Raw genomic sequence first — 18104 nt, 5'->3', positions numbered from 1 at the left:
CCATGCCTGCCGTCAGTTTCGAACATATCGTCAAACGCTATGGCGCGGTCACCGTCCTGGATGACTTGAATCTTGCCGTTGAAGACGGGGACTTCCTGGTGCTGCTGGGACCATCCGGCTGCGGCAAGACCACCTTGCTCAATTTGCTGGCCGGTCTGCTGGAAGTCAGCGATGGCCGCATCATGATCGGCGAGCGCGATGTCACCGAGCTCGACCCCAAGGATCGCGGGCTGGCCATGGTGTTCCAGTCCTATGCGCTTTATCCGACCAAGACCGTGCGGGGGAACCTCAAGTTCGGCCTTGCCGCGAGCAAGCTCCCCAGCGAAGAAGTCGAGCGCCGCATCGCCTGGGTCGCCAAAATGCTGCAGATCGAGCCGCTGCTGGATCGCAAGCCTGCGCAGCTCTCCGGGGGACAGCGCCAGCGCGTCGCCATTGGCCGTGCCATCATCAAGAAGGTCGATGTCTTTCTCTTCGACGAGCCGCTGAGCAATCTCGATGCCAAGCTGCGTACCGAAATGCGACTGGAAATCAAGAAGCTGCATGATGAGCTGAAGTCGACGGTCGTCTACGTCACGCATGACCAGATCGAAGCCATGACCATGGCCACCAAGATTGCGGTGATGGATGGCGGTCTCATCCAGCAGTTTGGCACCCCCGACGAAGTCTATGAACATCCTGCCAACCTATTTGTGGCCGGTTTCATCGGCGCTCCCGCCATGAACATGCGTCACGCCACGCTCTCGGTAGAGAGTGGCAAGGCCGAAGCAATCTTTGGCTCTGGAGCACGTCTCGACGTCTCGTCCTATCCGTTCATGACCCAGCCGCAGAACAATCAGCAGGTCGTGGTGGGGATGCGCCCCGAGCATTTCACCGTCGGCGAGGCGACTGGTGCAGGCGGCCAGTTCTCGTTGCCCGTGCAATCGGCGGAACGCACGGGCTCGGATGCGACCCTCTATCTGACATTTGAAGGCCAAATGCTGGCGCTTCGGGTCGCCCCCGATCTCGCAGCGGGCCTCCGGGTCGGCAGCACCGTGCCGGTGCAGTTCCAGACCGACAAGGTCAATCTTTTCGACGCCCAGACCGGGCGGCGGATCTAGCCAACATCAATAGGGAGGAAACCAAGATGTTGAAATCTATCCTGGGTGGCGTCACTGCTGCTCTCATGCTCAGCTCCGCGGCAAGCGCCACGGACCTCATCATCTACCACAACTGGTCCTCGGGCCCGGAAGTGGCTGCACTGAACGTCCTCAAAGATGGTCTTGAAGCCAAGGGCCACACCTGGACTGACATTGCCATTCCGCACAATACCGGCTCCAACGTGAACCTGATGAATCTGGTTACCGGCGGCACGCCGCCCAATGTGTTCCTCGAATCCAGCCCCGGCGTCTATCGCGACCTGGCGGGCCTTGGCCTGGCACGGCCGCTGACCGAGTTCTTCACCGAACAAGGGATCCTTGAACAATATCCCTCGTCCGTGGTCAGCTCGATCACCGTCGATGGCGAGATCATGAAGATCCCTACCGCCATCCATATCGACGGCATGGCTTACTACAACATGGAAGTGGCCGAGGCTGCTGGTGTTGATCCGGCTGCCTGGGACTCGCTCGACGCCATGTTTGCCGATTTCCAGAAGATCCGCGACGCTGGTTACATCCCGCTCGCTATCGGTGGCCAGCAATGGCAGGTCGGCTATCTGGTACATGCCTTGGCGGCCGCCACCGGTGGTCCGGAGTTCTACAACGCCGTTTATGGCGGCGAGCCAGATCCGTCGGTTCTCGACAGCGCCGAAATGCGGACCCTGCTCGAAACGCTGCGGCGCTTCCAACAGGAAGCCGATGAAGGTTCAGCCAACCGCGAATGGAATGTGACCACCAACATGGTGATCACCGGCCAGGCCCTGATGCAGATCCATGGCGACTGGATGAAGGGTGAATGGAGCGCTGCCGGTAAAACGGCAGGGACCGATTTCGGTTGTATCCAGATACCGGGCGCCAAGGCGGTGCCGGTGACCGTCGATAGCTGGGGCATTCTGGGTGGCCAGTCCGAAGAGGTGGACGCAGCCGAACTCGATTTTGCCGCAGTGGTCGCCGATCCCCAGGTACAGGCCGACTTCGCCAGCGCCAAGGGCTCGACGCCGACCCGGCTCGATGCGCCTTCTGAAGTGCTGGATGCCTGCTCGGTCGAAGTGCTGCGCATCCTGGAAGATGCCGATCACCAGGTGCCGAACCCGCATTCGACGGTCGATGCCGACTGGCAGAACTCGATCTGGGATGTCGTGTTCAACTTCTGGAGCGACCCGTCCATGACCGTGGACGATGCCATCGCGCAGATCCAGGAAAACTACGAAACCATCCTGGGCTGACCCCTCCCAACTCATCCCCGGGACGGCGCGACCCGGGGCCTTAGGGCTCCGGGCCGCGCGGCACACCTAAAACAACGGACAATGAACATGGACAAGCGCCTGCTTGATGAAGACGAAGTGATGCAGATCTGCTTCGTCACCGACGATGTGGTCAAATCGGCCCAGTGGTTTTCGGACCTGACTGGCAAGCCCATGCCCAAAGAGGGCAGGGCGGCTGAACCCGAAGAAGCCAAAGCCATCTATAATGGCAAGCCGGCCGAAGTCGGCTGCCGGATCATGATGTTCCAGTTCGGCAATATCGACGTCGAATTTCTTCAGCCTGGTCCGGAAAAGAGTGCCTGGCGCGACCTGCTCGAAGAAAAAGGCCCAGGCTGCCACCATATCGCCTTCCGTACCCGGAACCTGACCAAGCGCGATGCCTATCTGGAATCGAAGGGGCACAAGCTGCTGCAGCGCGGCGAGTTCGACGGCAGCCATGGGCGCTACGCCTACTATGACACCGTCAAGGACCTGGGCGTGATGATCGAACTGCTTGAATTCGACAAAGACAAAGAAGCGCAGCCCTGAATGCTCCCGGCGCCGCCGATAGCGGCGCCCCCGACCCGGATGTGATGACCATGACTTACCGCAAGGCCTACCAGCTTTATTCCTCGCGCAATTTCCCGCCGCTCGTAGACCAGTTGCCCGTCCTGAAGGCCATGGGCTATGACGCCATCGAGCCGTGGTTGCCCGCCTATGAGGCCGACCCGGCGCTGTTCCGGCGCCAGCTCGATGATGCGGGCCTTGGCTGTTATGGTTTCCACATGCCGCTTGCGGGTCTGGTCGATGAGCAGGACCGGTTCATCGACATCGCCCAGACCCTGGGCGCGACCTATCTCATTCCCCCTTATGTGACGGCCGAGGAGCGGGAACCAACCGCCACTTATTGGCGCGGGCTGGGCGAGAAACTGGCGCGTGGGGCCGAGGCGGCAGCCAGGCATGGCCTGCAAGTGGCCTGGCACAATCACGACTTCGAGTTCTTGCCGCTCGCGGATGGTTCGCGCCCCATCGACCATATCTTCGAAGCCGGCGGGCCCAATGTGAAGTTCGAGATCGACTGCGGCTGGATCGTACGGGCGGGCGCTGACCCCGCAGCAGAGCTGGAAAAGTTCGCCGACCGGATCGTCGTCATCCAGACCAAGGATACTGCCCCGCTCGGCACCAAAGAAGATGATGGCTGGACCGCCACTGGCGACGGCATTATCGACTGGGCCGGGTTGGTTCCGCTGTTCCGCAAGACCAAGGCCGACCACATCGTCACCGAACACGATAATCCCAGTGACTGGCAGGCCTTCGCCCGCCGCTCGATCGAGCATCTCAAGGCATTGGGACTGTAGCCGCCAGACGGGGCGGCATAGCTCGCATCGTCAACAAGAGGAGGATATCATGGCCAAATCAACGGAGTCCCATTGGTCCAGGCCCAATGGAATGCTGCCCAACAGCCGCTTTCCGCTCCTGGTTTACCGCAATGGTGTCGAAGGTGGCGGCGAGGACGCTGTCCGCGAGCGCTTCCGCGCCAATGGCTGGCTCAACAACTGGCGCTATCCGGGCATCTATGATTATCCCCATTTCCATTCGACCACGCATGAATGCCTTGGTGTGGCGACAGGCTGGATGGTGCTCGACCTGTTCGGCCAGGGCGGAAAGCGCATCAAGTTCTCCGCCGGTGATGTCGTGCTGATGCCCGCCGGAGTCTCCCACGCCATGGTCGGGCATTCGGACGATGTCATGGTCGTCGGCGGCTATCCTGACGGACGCGACTGGGACAATATGCAGGAGAACCACATTACCGAGGAGAACCGCCGTGCCGCGGCCAAGCGCATCATGATGCTGCCCATTCCGGCGCGCGATCCGGTCTTTGGTGAACCCCTCGCCGAATGGATCGATGCGCCCTCATCGGTTGATGCCGACCTCAACGAATTCCGCGATGGCCTCGATCCGGTCTAGGCCAGTCTGCCGCCAAAAAATTGCGCAGGACACAATATGAGCTTCAAGTTCCCCCGCCGTGGCCGCAGGCTCGGCCACGGTCAGTCCGCAGAGCTGACAATCATCGATCTAAACGGCAACCAGCAGGTTATCTTTGTCGCTGACGAAGTGATTGAAGCCCCCAACTGGACGCCGGATGGAAACTGGCTGGTGTTCAATGCCGGGGGCAAGTTGTTCCGCACCGCGGCGACAGGCGGCGAACCGGAAATGATCGATACCGGCCATCTGGCCGATCTCAACAATGACCATGTGCTGTCGCCCGATGGCGCCACCGCCTATCTGAGCTCGGATGATGGCCATCTCTATTCGGTACCCCTTTCGGGTGGAAAACCGCGCCGGGTTTCGAACGAGCACGCCACGCCGCATCACTACTATCTGCACGGCATCTCACCCGACGGCCTGACCTTGTCCTATGTCGCCGTCGAAAGTCCGGCAGGCGAGCGGATGGTCAATGTCTTCACCATTCCCGCTGCAGGTGGTCCGGACCAGCGTTTAACGAATGTGAGTGTGCCGAACGACGGCCCCGAATATTCGCCGGATGGTGTCTGGCTTTACTTCAATTCCGAATTGGCGGCCTCCCAGCCCGGGCACGCGCAAATCTTCCGGATGAAGGCCGGCGATGGAAGCGGGCTGGAGCAACTGACCTTCGACAGCCGGGTCAACTGGTTCCCGCATCTGTCGCCCGACGGGCAAGCCTCGTCTATCTCAGCTATCCCGAGGGCACGATCGGGCACCCGCCGGACAAGGATGTCGAGCTGCGCCTAATGGCTCCGGATGGCGGCGATTACAGCGTGCTGGCACGTTTTTTCGGCGGGCAGGGGACAATCAATGTCAACTCCTGGGCGCCAGACAGCAAGCGCCTGGCCTATGTGGCCTATCCGGTCGGTACGTCGTAATAGCGCCTCGGCAGATCGTCAGCGACGACCTGCCGAGCCTTTTTGATCAGGGTACGATGTGGCCGGCCGCGCGGAATAGGCTGTACCATTCTTCGCGCGTGAGGTTGATGTCTGACCCGGCCGCACATTCGCGTACGCGCTGCGGCTTGGTGGTGCCTAAGACGACCTGGATATTGGCGGGGTGGCGGGTAACCCAGGCGACGGCGATACCGGTTGGTGTCACGCCATAGGCCTTGGCCAGACGATCGAGTTCGTCATTGAGTTCGGGATGGCTCTCGCGATCACCGACAAACACCCCGTCAAAGAACCCCTTCTGGAAGGGAGACCAGGCCTGCAGCATCATGCCGTTGAGGCGGGAATAGTCGAGCAATCCAATATCGCGAGAAATCGACTGATCGCTGCCATCCATATTGGCCGCCACACCCTGCGCGATCAGATTGGCGTGAGTGATGCTCAACTGGACCTGGTTGTAGCGCAGCGGCTGTTTGACGGCACTCTTGAGCAGTTCGATCTGGCCCGGCGTGTGATTGGAAACACCGAACTGGCGCACCTTCCCAGACGCTTCAAGCGTGTCGAACGCCTTGGCAACCTCTTCAGGTTCAACCAGGGCGTCGGGGCGGTGCAGCAGCAGGACGTCGAGATAATCCGTCTTCAGCGCGGCCAGAGACTCATCGACGGTTTTCAGGATGTGGTCGCGGGAAAAGTCGAACCAGCCATGCCGAATGCCAACTTTGCTCTGAATAACGGTCGACTCGCGTTCGGAAGGCGTGAGGGTCACCGCTTCCCCGAAGCGCTCCTCACAGCGATGGCGTGCGCCACCATATATGTCGGCATGGTCGAATACCGTGATGCCGGCCTCGCGGGCGGTATCAAACAGGGCGCGGATTTCGGAATTGTCCATTTGCGCGATACGCATGAGGCCCAGCACGACACTGGACACTTCACTATCGCTATGGGGGACTTTGTAGGTTTTCATCAGTGGGCCTTACTGCCTCTTTCGCTCGGCGCCGGGGACATATTGACGCCAGTTGTGGTTTTCCTTGAACCCGAGAACGTCCCGGATTTTTCGATTTGAAATGGGAGCCTCGAACGCCTCCATAGGCCGCGCAATGGGTGTATTAGGAGCCCACCTGGCCAGGAAAGCCTCGCTCGGCTCGTTCGCTGTGATCTCGTCATTGACCGCGTTGAACACCTGGAAACCCAAGCCATCTTTGACGATACAGAGAGCGACAATCTGACCCAGATCGCGCGCGTCGATATAGCTCCAGGCGTTGCGTTTGCGGGACGGCGGATCAGCCAGGAAGGCCGGGAAGCGGGCATAGTCTTCCGGTTCGATCACATTGCCGATCCGCAAAGCGTAAATGTCCGCACCCGTGCGCATGGCAAAGGCCCGGGCGGTCTTTTCATTGACCAGTTTGGACAGGCCATAGCTGTCCATCGGGTCGACGTCATAGTCTTCTTCGAGCGGAAACTTCTGGTAGTCCTTATCGCCTTCGGCAAAACAGACGCCATAGGTGGTTTCGCTCGACGCAATGACAATCTTGCGGATCCCGAGTTTGGTCGCCGCTTCGATCACATTGTAGGTCGAGGTCACATTGGCCTTGAAGGTCTCATTGTCGGGGTGGATCAGCACGCGGGGAATGGCCGCGAAATGGACCACTGCGTCGACCGGGGCCGGGCCCTTGCCGGTTTCAAAGCCCTCAAAACCAAAGTGCATGGAGAGCGCATTGAACACCTGGCCGCTATCGGTCAGGTCGGTGATCAGGGTGTTGACGCCCTCGATGTCGAGCGGCTTCAGATCAAGATTGAGCACGGTGTGCCCTTGCGCCACCAGATAGGTGACGGCGTGGCGACCGGCCTTGCCGCTGCCGCCGGTAAAGATAATACGTTTGCCCATGTCTGGTCTCCTTAAGTCATCAATTGGCCGCCATTGACCTCGATCTCCTGCCCGATGATGTAGGGCGAGAGCAAGTTGGAGGCGAGGAAAAGATAGACGCCCACGCAATCCTCGGGTGTGCCGTGGCGGCCTTGCGGAATGGCGTTGAGCGCAGCCTGCATCTGTTCGGCGGTGGAATAGCGTTCGTGGAAGGGTGTGGTGATCACGCCCGGCGCCACGGCATTGACGCGAATGCCAAAGGGGATGAGTTCCTTGGCCATGCCCCGCGTGACGTTGGCAATGAACGTCTTTGATGAACCATAGATGCCGGCCCCATTGCTCGCTCCGTTGCGCGCGGCAATGGAGGTGGTGTTGATGATGAAGCCACCGCCCGCTGCCTTCAAATGTGGGATTGCGGCACGGCTGGCGGCCAGAACCGAGCGGCCGTTGAGGTCCATGACCGCGTCACAATGCTCGTCGGTCATCGCAGTCGGTCCGCAGGTCGTCAAGTTGAACCCTGTCGAGGTGACTGCCTAAAGCCCCCGCAAGCCTAACTCCGCTCAAGACTTCAGGTCTCAAATCGGTGCCGCAGCGCGAATTTCCGCTAAGTCCGACACATCGACGCGACGATAGCGCGCCTGCAACATGCCATAGAGGCCGAACGCCAAAAGCCCCAGCGACATGACGCCATAGAGAACCCGGCCGTAAGGAAGGGCGTACACGTAGTTGAGCGCTTCCTTCACACCCCCCGCCTGATCCGGAGAGACAGTCAATGCGGCAAAAAAGAGGAAGCCACTAATGATGGCGAAGACTGTTCCTCGCGCCATTAGACCGAAAGAACTGAGTGGATCCATCCAGAGTTTCTGGGCCTGAGGAAGTGGCATGCGTTTGCGATAGCCATGGGAAATGCCATACCAAAATTGCGCGCCCCCGGCGGCCAGGATACCGCAGGCCACAAGCCCCAATAGCAATGGTCCAAAGGGTTGCTGCAATAGCCAGGCGGAGGCCGCCTCTTCGCCCTCGCCGCCGCCATTGCTCTGTCCAAGGTTGAGCGCCATGCTTGCTGCGCTGAACATCAGGACCAGGTTGGCGCCGCCACTGATCAAGTTTCCGCCCCGGATGGCAAACCCTTGGAGGTCTTTTTCGCGGTTATCTGCATTGAGCAGACCTTGGGCGAACTTCCAGAGGACATATGCGAGGAGCCCAAGCGAGACGAGGCCCAGTGCGATTCTGCCTAACGGGAGACCCAGTAAGCTGGATAACGCCTCGGATGAACCTTCTCCTCCGCCGCCGCCCCAGAGCGCAGACGTCAGGGCCAGACCTCCCAGCAAGATGTACACGACGCCGCGCGCTGCGTATCCGATCCGGGGCAGAGCTTCGAAGAAAGAGTGTGCCACGGCTGGCCCTACCTTTGGTTTGAATACGTAAAATGTCGTTGGGGCTCGGTGGTTCCGCCGGTCGCGTTCTAGACCTTGGCCACTCGCGCCGGCTCAGCTGGCTCCTTGGCAGAGGCATACGCGCCGCGGAGTTCACCCCGCCTCTGCAATATCGTGGCGACGATGTTGCAAAGAAGCGCCCATGCGGCACCGACACACCATCCGGCTATTACGTCGCTTGGAAAGTGAACGCCCATGTAGACGCGGCTAAGCCCGACAATCACTGTCAGAAATATTGCTCCGCCTAAAAAGAAGAGGCGAATGCTCCAGGATGGCGCAATCTTGGCCAACAAGGTGCCCAAGGTGAGAAAAGTCACCGCAGAAAGCATCGCGTGGCCACTGGGGAAACTCGAGGTGAACTGGGTCGACATGACGTGGAGGTCTGGTCGCGGCCGGCTGTAGGTCCATTTGAGAACCGTACTAAGAATGGTCCCGCCCGCGACTGACACAACGATAAGCAAGGCCTCAGACTTAAGTCTGATCAACAGGAGATAGGAGCAAACACCAAGGACAATCAGCCCTAAAAGCGAGAAGCTGCCAAGCGCGGTGATGTCACGAACCATCTCGTGGGCCCATATTGGGCCGACTACCAGGTCCACATTGTCAGGATCGCGAAACACCATGAGAACGAAATTGTCGAAGGCCTCTAGGTCGCCTTCTCCCATTGCGTCGGCAAGTGTGAAAAATCCCAGGATAAGACCGCTAACGATCGCGATTGCGGCCAGAAGGCGCACTTCGGCGGTGACGAATTTGTAAGCCTTTTTGAGGTGGGTGCGGCGGACCAGTCTGTAGAGCATGTGCAAATCCCCTAATTGGCCGGCAACGCATTTGGGGTTGTCTACGTTGCGTGGGACGGATTCCTCTCCAACGGAAACATGAACCATGTCCGACCGGCGCTACTACGTCCTTCTAAATGAGAAATCCGGGACGGCCCATGCTTTGGGCGTGACCAGAGAAGCGTTGAGCGACTTGTTCTCCTCGAATGGGATCCACGCCACCATCGACGCAGACTGTAGCCGGAGCATGAATGCACGTGTCGCCGATGCTCTGGCGAGCGATGCGCACGCTATTGTTGCAGCGGGGGGGGATGGAACAGTTACAGCGCTGGCCGGAGCCCTCGTGGGTGGAGACAAGGACCTGGCGATTCTCCCGCTCGGGACATTCAATGCGGTTGCCAAGGACCTGCACCTGCCACTGGACCTGCCTGCAGCCGTCGCCGCCCTCGCTCACGGCAATCGCCAACTTATAGATGTTGCTGAGGTCAACGGGCGCATATTCATGCAAAAAGTCGTTATTGGCCTTATCCCCGGCTTGGCCGCAGGTCGTGAGCTGATACGCGGCCAAGAGTCCCTTGCCGCCAAACTTGCATTTGTACGGCACATATTTCGCCGCCTGGCTCGGGCCAGGCGCATGGCTGTCATCCTCGATTCCGGCGAAGGTGCACGTCGGATAGAGCGGGTGCAGTCCCTGGCCGTCGCCTGCGATTCCTACGATGAAGGATTGGGAAAGTTTTTTTCCCGCCAGGATCTCAACCAAGGCACGCTAACACTTTACCTGCTGCATCATTTTACTGCTGGTGACTTCTTTCGCTTGCTGATTGGCATGTTGATGGGGCGCTGGCGCGATGATGAGGCCCTGAGCATGCAGAGCGTGAGAGAAGTTACCATCGACGTGAAAAAGCGTGCGATTAATGTGATGATTGACGGGGAGGTTGAGATGTTCGAAACGCCCCTCAATTTCAGAATTTTGCCTCAGGCTCTTTCGGTCTTGGTACCGGCGCGCGAAAGTGAGGAATTGGAAGTCACGAAAGCGCCCGCATGAAGATCGTACACATTTCCGACCTTCATTTTGGCCACCATGATCCTGCCTTGGCCGAGGGGTTTGCGGATGAGATCAACGCGCAGCATGCTGACATAATCGTTGCCAGTGGCGACTTTACCCAGATTGGCACCGAGTCTGAATTCAAATTGGCGCGCCAATTCCTCGATAAACTGGAGACGCCCGTCTTTGCCGTTCCCGGCAATCACGATGTGCCAGCGGTCAACATCTTTCGGCGTTTCTTTGACCCTTATGGTCTGTACAAGAAGTATATCTCCCCGGACCTGGAGCCCTTTCTGGAGAAGAAGGGCGTTGCCTTACTGGGGATGCGCACGTCGCGGCGGGCGCGGCTGGAGTGGAACTGGGGCCACGGCACGATCTCACGCAGCCAGCTCGCCGAACTGAAACAACGTTTTGATGAGGCGTCGCCGGACGCAGTTCGGGTCATTGTTGCCCATCACCCACTACTGTTTCCGACTGAACCCATGGTTCAGAAGACCAAAAGGGTAAAAAGAGCCGACGAGGCTCTTGAGTATTTTGCTCGGCTAGGCGTCCGTCTAGTGCTCTCCGGCCACTTCCATCTTTCCTACGTTCGCATGCATGACCACTCGGGGAGAATACAGACCGGAGAGCCAAGTGGCGTCACTGAGGCGGCGGCGGCTCCTATTCTGGTCGCTCAGGCGTCCTCCGCGATATCGACGCGACTTCGAGGCGAGTCCAACGCATACAATATCATCAACATCGGTGAGAGTATCTTGGTCAATGTGCGTGAGTGGCACAGCGGGGCGTGGCGCACAAAGCAGAGTGCCTAATCGGTTGCTACGACTAACCAAAGGCAGCAGAAAGGGCAGAGAATCAGCGCCGATCCTGGCCCCATGACCTTCGGAGGGCATCTGACCAACCTTCTGAGAAACCCAGGCATTGGTCCGCGGCCCAAATGGAGCAGTCGTCGGAACCAATATACTCGTTCGCCGCCCCTGCGACGCGAAATGTTCGCGGAGCGCGCTGTCCTAGGAGCGAACGGCAGCAAAGTTGCTTTCCCACCTTAGAGCCGACTATCCGACTCCGGCCCCGTTTAGGTCATCCTCGAAGCGTTGGAGAGCGGTTAGGAAGGTGCTAATAGCTGCCGGAACGTTTTGCGGCCGCTGATGATGTGCAGCCGAGCTGTGGGTAGAAATCGAATCCATCAATGAAGTGGCTACAGAGAATGCGAATTGCGCATCATTGCCGGCTTCGATGAGGGGCAGTGCCTTGCCGACGAGCATCGCGAGGACGACGTCATATTTGAGCGGATCTGCTGCGGGACCTGGCGAAGCGCTACCCGTCTTGAGAACCTCATTCACCGCGTGTTCGAGCCTCCTGCCATCGCCGGTTAAGCTCTAATGCATCGCCCAGGTCGCGCTCACTGGCGCGCTTCAGAGCTTCAATCTGTGCTCGCATCAGTCGCTGGCACAGCTGCCTGTACTGATTGGAGCCCTTCTCAACGAGCAGCTGGTTCTTTTCGATAAAGGTGTCAGCCGCCCAATGCACCAGGACCGTTTTGCCTTTGCCCAGGTGTTCGCGCAACTCTCTAAGAAGGTGCTGGCGTGCGAAGGCACCAGAAGGCAGGTCACTCACCCGCTGAAGCTCATCTTGCTGTAGCTCAGCGAGATAGTGAGCCCAGGTCGCATTGGCGAAATCCGCTTCGGTAATGTCACGCATGCGACGTAGCTCTTCGAAGCGCTGATACTACTGTGAGAGCACCGCCAATTTGCGCACGTTTGCTGTGCGCCGGTCTTTTGTGTTCAGCGACCGGAACAGCACCTTCGTCCCCATCAGGTGGTGAAGCTCAACCGGCACCTTGAGACGCGCGTAATAGACCGAACCACGTACCTTGAGGTTGGAACCAGAAGTCATGCATCTTTTCTCCTTCCCCAGGCCTATAGCGATCCGACAATTGGGCTGCTGTCCGTGCTGCAAAAAATGCAAGGACGCGGGCCACAAAAGTGGGCCAGTTGATCGGTTGGAAACCCCAGGAAAACCGGGAGTTATTGCAAGATCAATGACTTAAGGAGGATTGGCTGGGGAACCTGGATTCGAACCAAGATCGACGGAGTCAGAGTCCGCTGTTCTACCATTGAACTATTCCCCAGCAGGCGCCTGTTGGCTGCTGGTCAGCGCGGCTGCCCGGGGGGCGGCGAAGCGCGACGGGGGTCTCATTAGACAAAGCTAGCCGTGAATGCAAGCGGGACGCGGCCTGATTATGTTTCGCTGGGGAAAAATTCCTTCGTCCGCCATGCGGCAAGATGGGCCATCGTCAGGGGAGTACGGGCTGTTGCGTGCTGGCCACCTGCTGCTTGGGGGCGGGTCAACTGTACGTGGTGCGGAAACCCATTGAAAGCGCCGGAGTCTCTGCAAACCATGCCGGGTCGGCATCGCTGAGCGGATAGACCGACGCCACGCTTTGCGTTGCGCTTGAGCCTGCCTTGCTCTACCGTCATTTTCGACAACGTAACATGAAGTGCGTTCGGGCGCGGCCGGTACAACCGGTCCTGGCGACCGCGCACCAAGGAGCCAAGAGTGACCGAAGCTGCTCGGTCCGCGCTGGCCTCGGCCCTTGTGGGCGAGGCCGGAGCCGGCGTCTCTTCCGGAACCAGCCGGAAGGGCAAGGAGGGCGTTTCGACGCCCCACGCGCCGGATCAACGGACCCCCAACGCCCCCCATCCCAGGCGCAGTCGTGGCCCGCTTTATGCGGCGCTGGATCTGGGGACCAATAATTGCCGCCTGCTTATTGCGCGTCCACACGATCGCGGCTTTCGCGTACTCGACGGTTTCACCCGAATCGTTCGCCTGGGCGAGGGGGTCTCGGTCACCGGTCGACTCTCGGACGCCGCCATGGAGCGCACGCTGGACGCGCTGCGCCAGTGCCGCAACAAATTGCGTGATCATCAACCCGCCCGCATGCGCCTGATCGCCACCGAAGCTTGCCGCGCAGCGGAGAACGGCCCGGACTTCCTGGCCCGGGTGAAGAACGAAATCGGGCTGGACCTGGAAATTGTCGATCGCCGTACGGAGGCCGAACTGGCCGTGACCGGCTGCGCGGACTTGATCGATGGTGAAGCGCAGGGCGCGCTGATGTTCGATATTGGCGGGGGCTCCTCGGAACTGGCCTGGCTCGATTTCCGCGGTGGCCGCCCGCGTGCCCAGGGCCGCATGTCGGCCTCCATCCGCTCCTGGCAATCCCTGCCGGTGGGCGTGGTCTCGATTGCCGAAAAGTTCGGCGGCGTCGACGTCACTCCCGAAGTGTTCGAGGCCATGGTCGAGCATGTCGGCTCGCATCTGCGCCAGTTTCGCGGCCGCGAAAAGCTCAAGCAGATGATTGGCACCCACCCGGTCCACCTGATCGGGACCTCGGGCACGGTCACCACGCTCGCCGGGCTGCATCTGGGGCTAGAGCGCTATGAGCGGCAGAAGGTCGATGGCCTCTGGATGCGGCGCGACCAGGTCGATGAAACCATGCGGGCACTGCTCGGCATGCCGTTTGAACGCCGCGTCGCCCATTCCTGCATCGGCAAGGACCGCGCCGATCTGGTGCTGCCCGGCTGCGCCATTTTCGAGGCCATCCGCCGTGAATGGCCCACCGAACGCGTCCGCGTGGCCGACCGCGGCTTGCGTGAAGGCATTCTGATTTCCCTGATGGACGCCGACCGCACGCAGAAGCGCCCGAACCGCTATCCCAGGAGGCAAGGCAATGGCCAATAACAAGGCGCTGGGCACGGGCGGCCGCAAGTCCGACAAGGACCTCAAGATCAGGGTGAAAACGGCCAAGGGTCGCAAGGTCGCCTCGACCAAATGGCTCGAGCGCCAGCTCAACGATCCCTATGTGGCGCGCGCGCGCGCCGAAGGCTATCGCTCCCGCGCAGCCTTCAAGATTCGGGAGATCAACGAGAAGCACAAGCTCTTCAAGAAGGGCATGCGCGTGGTCGATCTCGGCGCCGCGCCCGGCGGCTGGTCGCAGGTGGCGGCCAGTGCGGTGGGGTCCACCACCGACAACCCGCTGATCGTGGGCATTGATTATCTGGACATGGACGCCATCCCCGGCGTCATCCTGCTCAAGAAGGATTTCACCGAGGAGGATGCGCCCGCCATGCTGGTCGAGGCCATGGGCGGTCACGGCGCCGATGTGGTGATGAGCGACATGGCATGGCCGACCACCGGTCACCGCGCCACCGACCATTTGCGGATCGTGCATCTGATCGAAATCGCCGCCGATTTCGCCATCCAGGTGCTCAATCCCGGTGGGTCCTTTGTGGCCAAGGTGTTTCAGGGCGGAACTGAGCATGAGTTGCTGCACATGCTCAAGCGGCACTTTGCGACCACCTTTCACGTCAAGCCACCCTCGAGCCGCAAGGATTCGGCGGAGGCCTACCTGGTCGCAAAGGGATTCAAGGGCTCCGCCTCGGCCGAAGGCAAAATCACGCCTGAGGAGTGATTTTAGATGCGGAGGCCATGAGAGCAGTGCTCGAATGGCAGGTTGCTCGGCTGGCCATGGCGGCCCACCAGGCACGTCAGTGCTCAAAGTGATGCCGCGCCAAGAAAATGCAGTCCGGCCCGGTAACTGCATGCGGCGCAAAATCGAACACTTCTTAGACATTGCACTTGGTCATTGCGGCCAAGGCTGAAATGCTGCCTGCAGTAATGACCCGGGAGGAACCCATGTTGCGTCATACAACGACCCGAATATTCCTGGCCACATCGATGGTTGCGCTCCTCGGCGGCACCGCCATGGCCGAAACCTTCCGCTGGTCTGCCGCCACCGACCCGCAGACCATGGACCCGCATGCCGCCAATCTGGCGCCGGTCACCTCGTTCCTGAACAATATCTATGAAGGGCTGGTGCGACGCGGCAAGGGCATGGCCATCGAGCCATCCCTGGCCACAGCCTGGGAACCCTTGACCGGCGATGAGGATGGTTGGCGCTTTACGCTGCGCGAGGGCGTCACCTTTCAGGATGGTGCCCCGTTCAATGCCGAAGACGTGCTGTTCTCCTATGAGCGCGCAATTTCCGAACAGTCGGATGTGAAATCCTGGTTCGCGCCTGTCAGCGAATTGCGGGTGGTCGATGACTATACCGTCGAATTCATCACCAATGGCCCCAATCCGCTGTTTCCCGACAGCATCGCCAATTGGATGATTCTCGATCGCGACTGGGCCGAGGCCAATGGCGCGACCGCGCCGGCGCGGGACAGCGAAACCTACGCGACCCTGAACGCGAACGGCACCGGTCCGTTCATGCTCGATGGGCGCGAGCCGGGCGTCGCCACGCGCCTGGTGGCCAACCCCGATTGGTGGGATGAGCCCGAACACAACCTCACCGAGGCCGTGCTGAGCCCGATCACCAATTCGGCTACGGCCATTGCCGCGCTGCTCTCGGGCGAACTCGACATGCTGACCACCGTGCCGGTGCAGAACGCGCCGCGCCTGGCAGAAACCGATGGCGTCACGGTGTTCTCCGGAGTGGAGGCGCGCGTCATCATGCTCGGCTTCAGCCAGGACAAGGACACGCTCTATTTCACCGACGGCAATGTCGAGGGGAATCCCTTCACCGATGCACGCGTCCGCCAGGCAGTCGCGCATGCGGTCGATGTTCCCGCGATTGTCCAGGTCATCATGGGCGGGCTCGCCAAGCCAGCGGCGCAATTGCAGCCTGCAGGGCTCTCGGGCTATTCACAAGCCCACACCGAACGCCCCGCCTACGACCCGAAGGCGGCTCGCGCCTTGCTGGCCGAAGCGGGTTATCCCGACGGCTTCACCTTCAGCTTCCGCTGCCCCAATGACCGCTATCTCAATGACGCCGATGTGTGCCTGGCCATCACCGGCATGCTGCAGCAGGTGGGGTTGAACGCCGAACTTGAAACCATGCCGGTTGCCAATTACTGGCCCGAACTGCGCGAGGACAATGCCGACCTCTACCTGCTCGGCTGGTCGCCGGGCACGTTCGACGCCGAGCATCCCATCCGCTTCCTCGCACACACGCCGACCGAGCAACTCGGTACCTGGAACTTCGGCGGCTATTCCAATGCGCGCATCGATGAATTGCTGCCCCAGATCCAGCAGGAACTCGATCCGGCGGCCCGTCAGGCCATGCTGGACGAAGTCGCGGGCATCATTCAGGACGAAACGGCCTATGTGCCGCTCTATGAAGAGCCGCTGGTCTGGGCCGCGCGTGAGGGAATCGACCTGGTGCAGCGCCCAGACAATTTCCTCATGCTGCGCTGGGTCACGGTGAACTGATCCTTCGCCAGATCAATGCATATGCGGGCCGCTCATCAACTGGTGGCCCGCATTGCGCGGAAGGCGCAGGAACATCACCACGGCGACGGCGCTGATGGCAGAGACCACGAAAAAGGCCATGTGGAAATCGGCTAGGGCCAGTTCGCCCCCGCCGCGCAGGCGATGCGCGAGTTCGAGCGTACCGCCGCCCACAGCCACGCCCATGGCAAACATCAACTGTCCCCAGACCTGGCTGATCACATTGGCCTGACCGGCATCCTTGTCCTCGACGTCCGCGAAAACGAAGGCGTTCGAGCCGGTCCAGAAGGTCGACTGCCAAAAGCCGGTGAATACGAGAATGCCCAGGATCAAAGGAATGGGTGTGCTCGGCACGTAAAAGCCCATCACCAGAATGCCCAAGGTCGAGACCAGGCTGGCGATCAGCAGCGGGTATTTGAAGCCCCAGCGTTTGAAGATCCAGTTGGCGACGAACTTGGCGGCCAGCGCCCCCACAGCGGCGACGAAGGTCACCATGCCGCTTTCGAACGGACTAAGCCCAAAGCTGAGTTGCAGCATCAGCGGAAACAGGAATGGCACTGCGCCCTGGCCGAGGCGGAAGAAGCTGCCCGCCACCACCGAAACGCGGAAGATCGGCAGGCGCAGCAGTCGCAAATCGAGCAGCGGATACTCAGTCGATAGCGCATGGCGGGTGTAGAAATAGCCCAGCCCGATCCCCAGCGCCGCGGCGACAAAACCGTAAATTGGGGGCAGGGCGGGCAGGCTGATGACCGAGCAGCCGAAGGCGAAAAGCGCGAACGCCAGCCCGGCCAGCACGAAGCCCTTACTGTCGATATTGCGCGGTTTGTTGCGCGTCTCATTGGGCAGCGCCAGCCCCACCAGCGCCATTCCGAGCAGGCCGATGGGAATATTGATGATGAAGATCCAGTGCCAGGAGAAATAGGTGGTCAGGAACCCACCAAAGGGCGGGCCGACGATCGGGCCGATCAGCCCCGGAATGGTCAGCCAGGCCATGGCATCCACCAATTGATGGCGCGGCGTCATCCGCACCAGCACCAGCCGCGCCACTGGACCCATCATTGCCCCACCCATGCCCTGAATGAAGCGGGCGCCCACGAACTGGGCCAGCGAGCCGGAAAACGCACAGGCGATCGAGCCGATCATGAAGACCAGCATGGCCAGCCGGAACACCCGGCGAGCGCCGAACCGGTCCGCCATCCAGCTCGAAATCGGAATGAAGATGGCCAGGGCCACCAGATAGGCGGTCAGGGCCAGTTTGAGCGAGATCGGATCGGTGCCGATATCGGCTGCAATGGCCGCCAGCGAGGTGGCGATCACCGTGGAATCCATATTCTCCATGAAGATCGCCGTGGCGAGAATCAGAGGTGTTGCGCGCGACATGTGTTGTTTCGGCCCGATGT

19 protein-coding genes, 1 tRNA gene and 1 pseudogene are annotated in these 18104 nt (G+C 60.4%); 12 read left to right on the top strand and 9 right to left on the bottom strand.

What is annotated here, in order from left to right:
- Positions 1-2: 2 nt before the first annotated feature.
- The 7 genes from ACE4RL_RS14445 (at position 3) to ACE4RL_RS14415 (ending at position 5283) form a co-directional block, all read left to right on the top strand.
- Positions 3-1097 carry an ABC transporter ATP-binding protein gene (locus ACE4RL_RS14445; RefSeq protein WP_375597808.1) on the top strand — a complete coding sequence of 365 codons (1095 nt, stop codon included), beginning with the start codon at positions 3-5 and terminating at the stop codon, positions 1095-1097.
- Positions 1098-1123: 26 nt separating this feature from the next.
- Positions 1124-2362, top strand: a complete 1239-nt coding sequence (locus ACE4RL_RS14440; protein WP_375597807.1) for an ABC transporter substrate-binding protein — start codon at positions 1124-1126, stop codon at positions 2360-2362.
- A gap of 87 nt (positions 2363-2449) precedes the next feature.
- Positions 2450-2929, top strand: a complete 480-nt coding sequence (locus ACE4RL_RS14435) for a VOC family protein (RefSeq protein WP_375597806.1) — start codon at positions 2450-2452, stop codon at positions 2927-2929.
- A gap of 50 nt (positions 2930-2979) precedes the next feature.
- Positions 2980-3738 carry a sugar phosphate isomerase/epimerase family protein gene (locus tag ACE4RL_RS14430; protein WP_375597805.1) on the top strand — a complete coding sequence of 253 codons (759 nt, stop codon included), beginning with the start codon at positions 2980-2982 and terminating at the stop codon, positions 3736-3738.
- Positions 3739-3787: 49 nt separating this feature from the next.
- Positions 3788-4348 (top strand): cupin domain-containing protein, encoded by a 561-nt coding sequence (locus ACE4RL_RS14425; protein ID WP_375597804.1) that lies wholly within the window; start codon positions 3788-3790, stop codon positions 4346-4348.
- A gap of 36 nt (positions 4349-4384) precedes the next feature.
- A complete protein-coding gene (locus ACE4RL_RS14420; protein WP_375597803.1) occupies positions 4385-5152 on the top strand; it encodes a TolB family protein in 768 nt (255 codons plus the stop codon).
- Positions 5152-5283: a hypothetical protein gene (locus ACE4RL_RS14415; RefSeq protein WP_375597802.1), complete on the top strand. Its 132-nt coding sequence runs from the start codon at positions 5152-5154 to the stop codon at positions 5281-5283. The genes ACE4RL_RS14420 and ACE4RL_RS14415 overlap by 1 nt, the downstream gene beginning before the upstream one ends.
- A gap of 46 nt (positions 5284-5329) precedes the next feature.
- On the opposite strand, the gene ACE4RL_RS14410 is transcribed toward ACE4RL_RS14415, so the two are convergent.
- The 5 genes and pseudogenes from ACE4RL_RS14410 to ACE4RL_RS14390 all read right to left on the bottom strand — a co-directional run bounded on the left by ACE4RL_RS14410 (position 5330) and on the right by ACE4RL_RS14390 (position 9479).
- Positions 5330-6259: an aldo/keto reductase family oxidoreductase gene (locus ACE4RL_RS14410; protein ID WP_375597801.1), complete on the bottom strand. Its 930-nt coding sequence runs from the start codon at positions 6257-6259 to the stop codon at positions 5330-5332.
- A 9-nt stretch (positions 6260-6268) separates the two neighbouring features.
- On the bottom strand, positions 6269-7180 hold the full coding sequence (locus ACE4RL_RS14405; protein ID WP_375597800.1) for an NAD-dependent epimerase/dehydratase family protein: 912 nt from the start codon (positions 7178-7180) through the stop codon (positions 6269-6271).
- Positions 7181-7191: 11 nt separating this feature from the next.
- A pseudogene (locus tag ACE4RL_RS14400) lies at positions 7192-7674 on the bottom strand (SDR family NAD(P)-dependent oxidoreductase); the annotation flags it as partial.
- Positions 7675-7734: 60 nt separating this feature from the next.
- Positions 7735-8556 (bottom strand): DUF1206 domain-containing protein, encoded by an 822-nt coding sequence (locus ACE4RL_RS14395; RefSeq protein ID WP_375597799.1) that lies wholly within the window; start codon positions 8554-8556, stop codon positions 7735-7737.
- 68 nt (positions 8557-8624) lie between these two features.
- Positions 8625-9479 carry a phosphatase PAP2 family protein gene (locus tag ACE4RL_RS14390; protein ID WP_375597798.1) on the bottom strand — a complete coding sequence of 285 codons (855 nt, stop codon included), beginning with the start codon at positions 9477-9479 and terminating at the stop codon, positions 8625-8627.
- On the opposite strand from ACE4RL_RS14390, the gene ACE4RL_RS14385 reads away from it, so the two are divergent.
- Both ACE4RL_RS14385 and ACE4RL_RS14380 read left to right on the top strand, forming a co-directional pair.
- Positions 9478-10416: a diacylglycerol/lipid kinase family protein gene (locus tag ACE4RL_RS14385; RefSeq protein WP_375597797.1), complete on the top strand. Its 939-nt coding sequence runs from the start codon at positions 9478-9480 to the stop codon at positions 10414-10416. The genes ACE4RL_RS14390 and ACE4RL_RS14385 overlap by 2 nt on opposite strands.
- Complete coding sequence (locus tag ACE4RL_RS14380) at positions 10413-11225, top strand: metallophosphoesterase family protein (protein WP_375597796.1); 813 nt, start codon at positions 10413-10415, stop codon at positions 11223-11225. Before ACE4RL_RS14385 ends, ACE4RL_RS14380 begins: the two co-directional genes overlap by 4 nt.
- 523 nt (positions 11226-11748) lie before the next feature.
- Here the strand turns inward: ACE4RL_RS14380 and ACE4RL_RS14375 are convergent.
- From ACE4RL_RS14375 to ACE4RL_RS14365, 3 genes are all read right to left on the bottom strand, one after another.
- The gene (locus ACE4RL_RS14375; RefSeq protein ID WP_375597795.1) at positions 11749-12114 is read right to left on the bottom strand and encodes a hypothetical protein; all 366 of its coding nucleotides are present in this window, start codon (positions 12112-12114) and stop codon (positions 11749-11751) included.
- A 27-nt stretch (positions 12115-12141) separates the two neighbouring features.
- Positions 12142-12309: a DUF6538 domain-containing protein gene (locus ACE4RL_RS14370; RefSeq protein WP_375597794.1), complete on the bottom strand. Its 168-nt coding sequence runs from the start codon at positions 12307-12309 to the stop codon at positions 12142-12144.
- Positions 12310-12470: 161 nt separating this feature from the next.
- Positions 12471-12544 (bottom strand) — tRNA-Gln (locus tag ACE4RL_RS14365).
- Between the two features lie 428 nt (positions 12545-12972).
- Here ACE4RL_RS14365 and ACE4RL_RS14360 point away from each other — a divergent pair.
- The 3 genes from ACE4RL_RS14360 (at position 12973) to ACE4RL_RS14350 (ending at position 16686) form a co-directional block, all read left to right on the top strand.
- Positions 12973-14154 carry a Ppx/GppA phosphatase family protein gene (locus tag ACE4RL_RS14360; RefSeq protein WP_375597793.1) on the top strand — a complete coding sequence of 394 codons (1182 nt, stop codon included), beginning with the start codon at positions 12973-12975 and terminating at the stop codon, positions 14152-14154.
- Positions 14144-14884 (top strand): RlmE family RNA methyltransferase, encoded by a 741-nt coding sequence (locus ACE4RL_RS14355; protein ID WP_375597792.1) that lies wholly within the window; start codon positions 14144-14146, stop codon positions 14882-14884. Before ACE4RL_RS14360 ends, ACE4RL_RS14355 begins: the two co-directional genes overlap by 11 nt.
- Positions 14885-15108: 224 nt before the next feature.
- The gene (locus ACE4RL_RS14350) at positions 15109-16686 is read left to right on the top strand and encodes an ABC transporter substrate-binding protein (RefSeq protein WP_375597791.1); all 1578 of its coding nucleotides are present in this window, start codon (positions 15109-15111) and stop codon (positions 16684-16686) included.
- A 12-nt stretch (positions 16687-16698) separates the two neighbouring features.
- Here ACE4RL_RS14350 and ACE4RL_RS14345 read toward each other — a convergent pair whose 3' ends face one another.
- Positions 16699-18084 (bottom strand): MFS transporter, encoded by a 1386-nt coding sequence (locus ACE4RL_RS14345; RefSeq protein ID WP_375597790.1) that lies wholly within the window; start codon positions 18082-18084, stop codon positions 16699-16701.
- Positions 18085-18104: the final 20 nt, after the last annotated feature.

It is taken from the genome of Devosia polycyclovorans (genome assembly GCF_042181575.1).
Lineage (GTDB): Bacteria > Pseudomonadota > Alphaproteobacteria > Rhizobiales > Devosiaceae > Devosia > Devosia polycyclovorans.
This window is presented reverse-complemented; position numbering and strand designations above follow the sequence as displayed.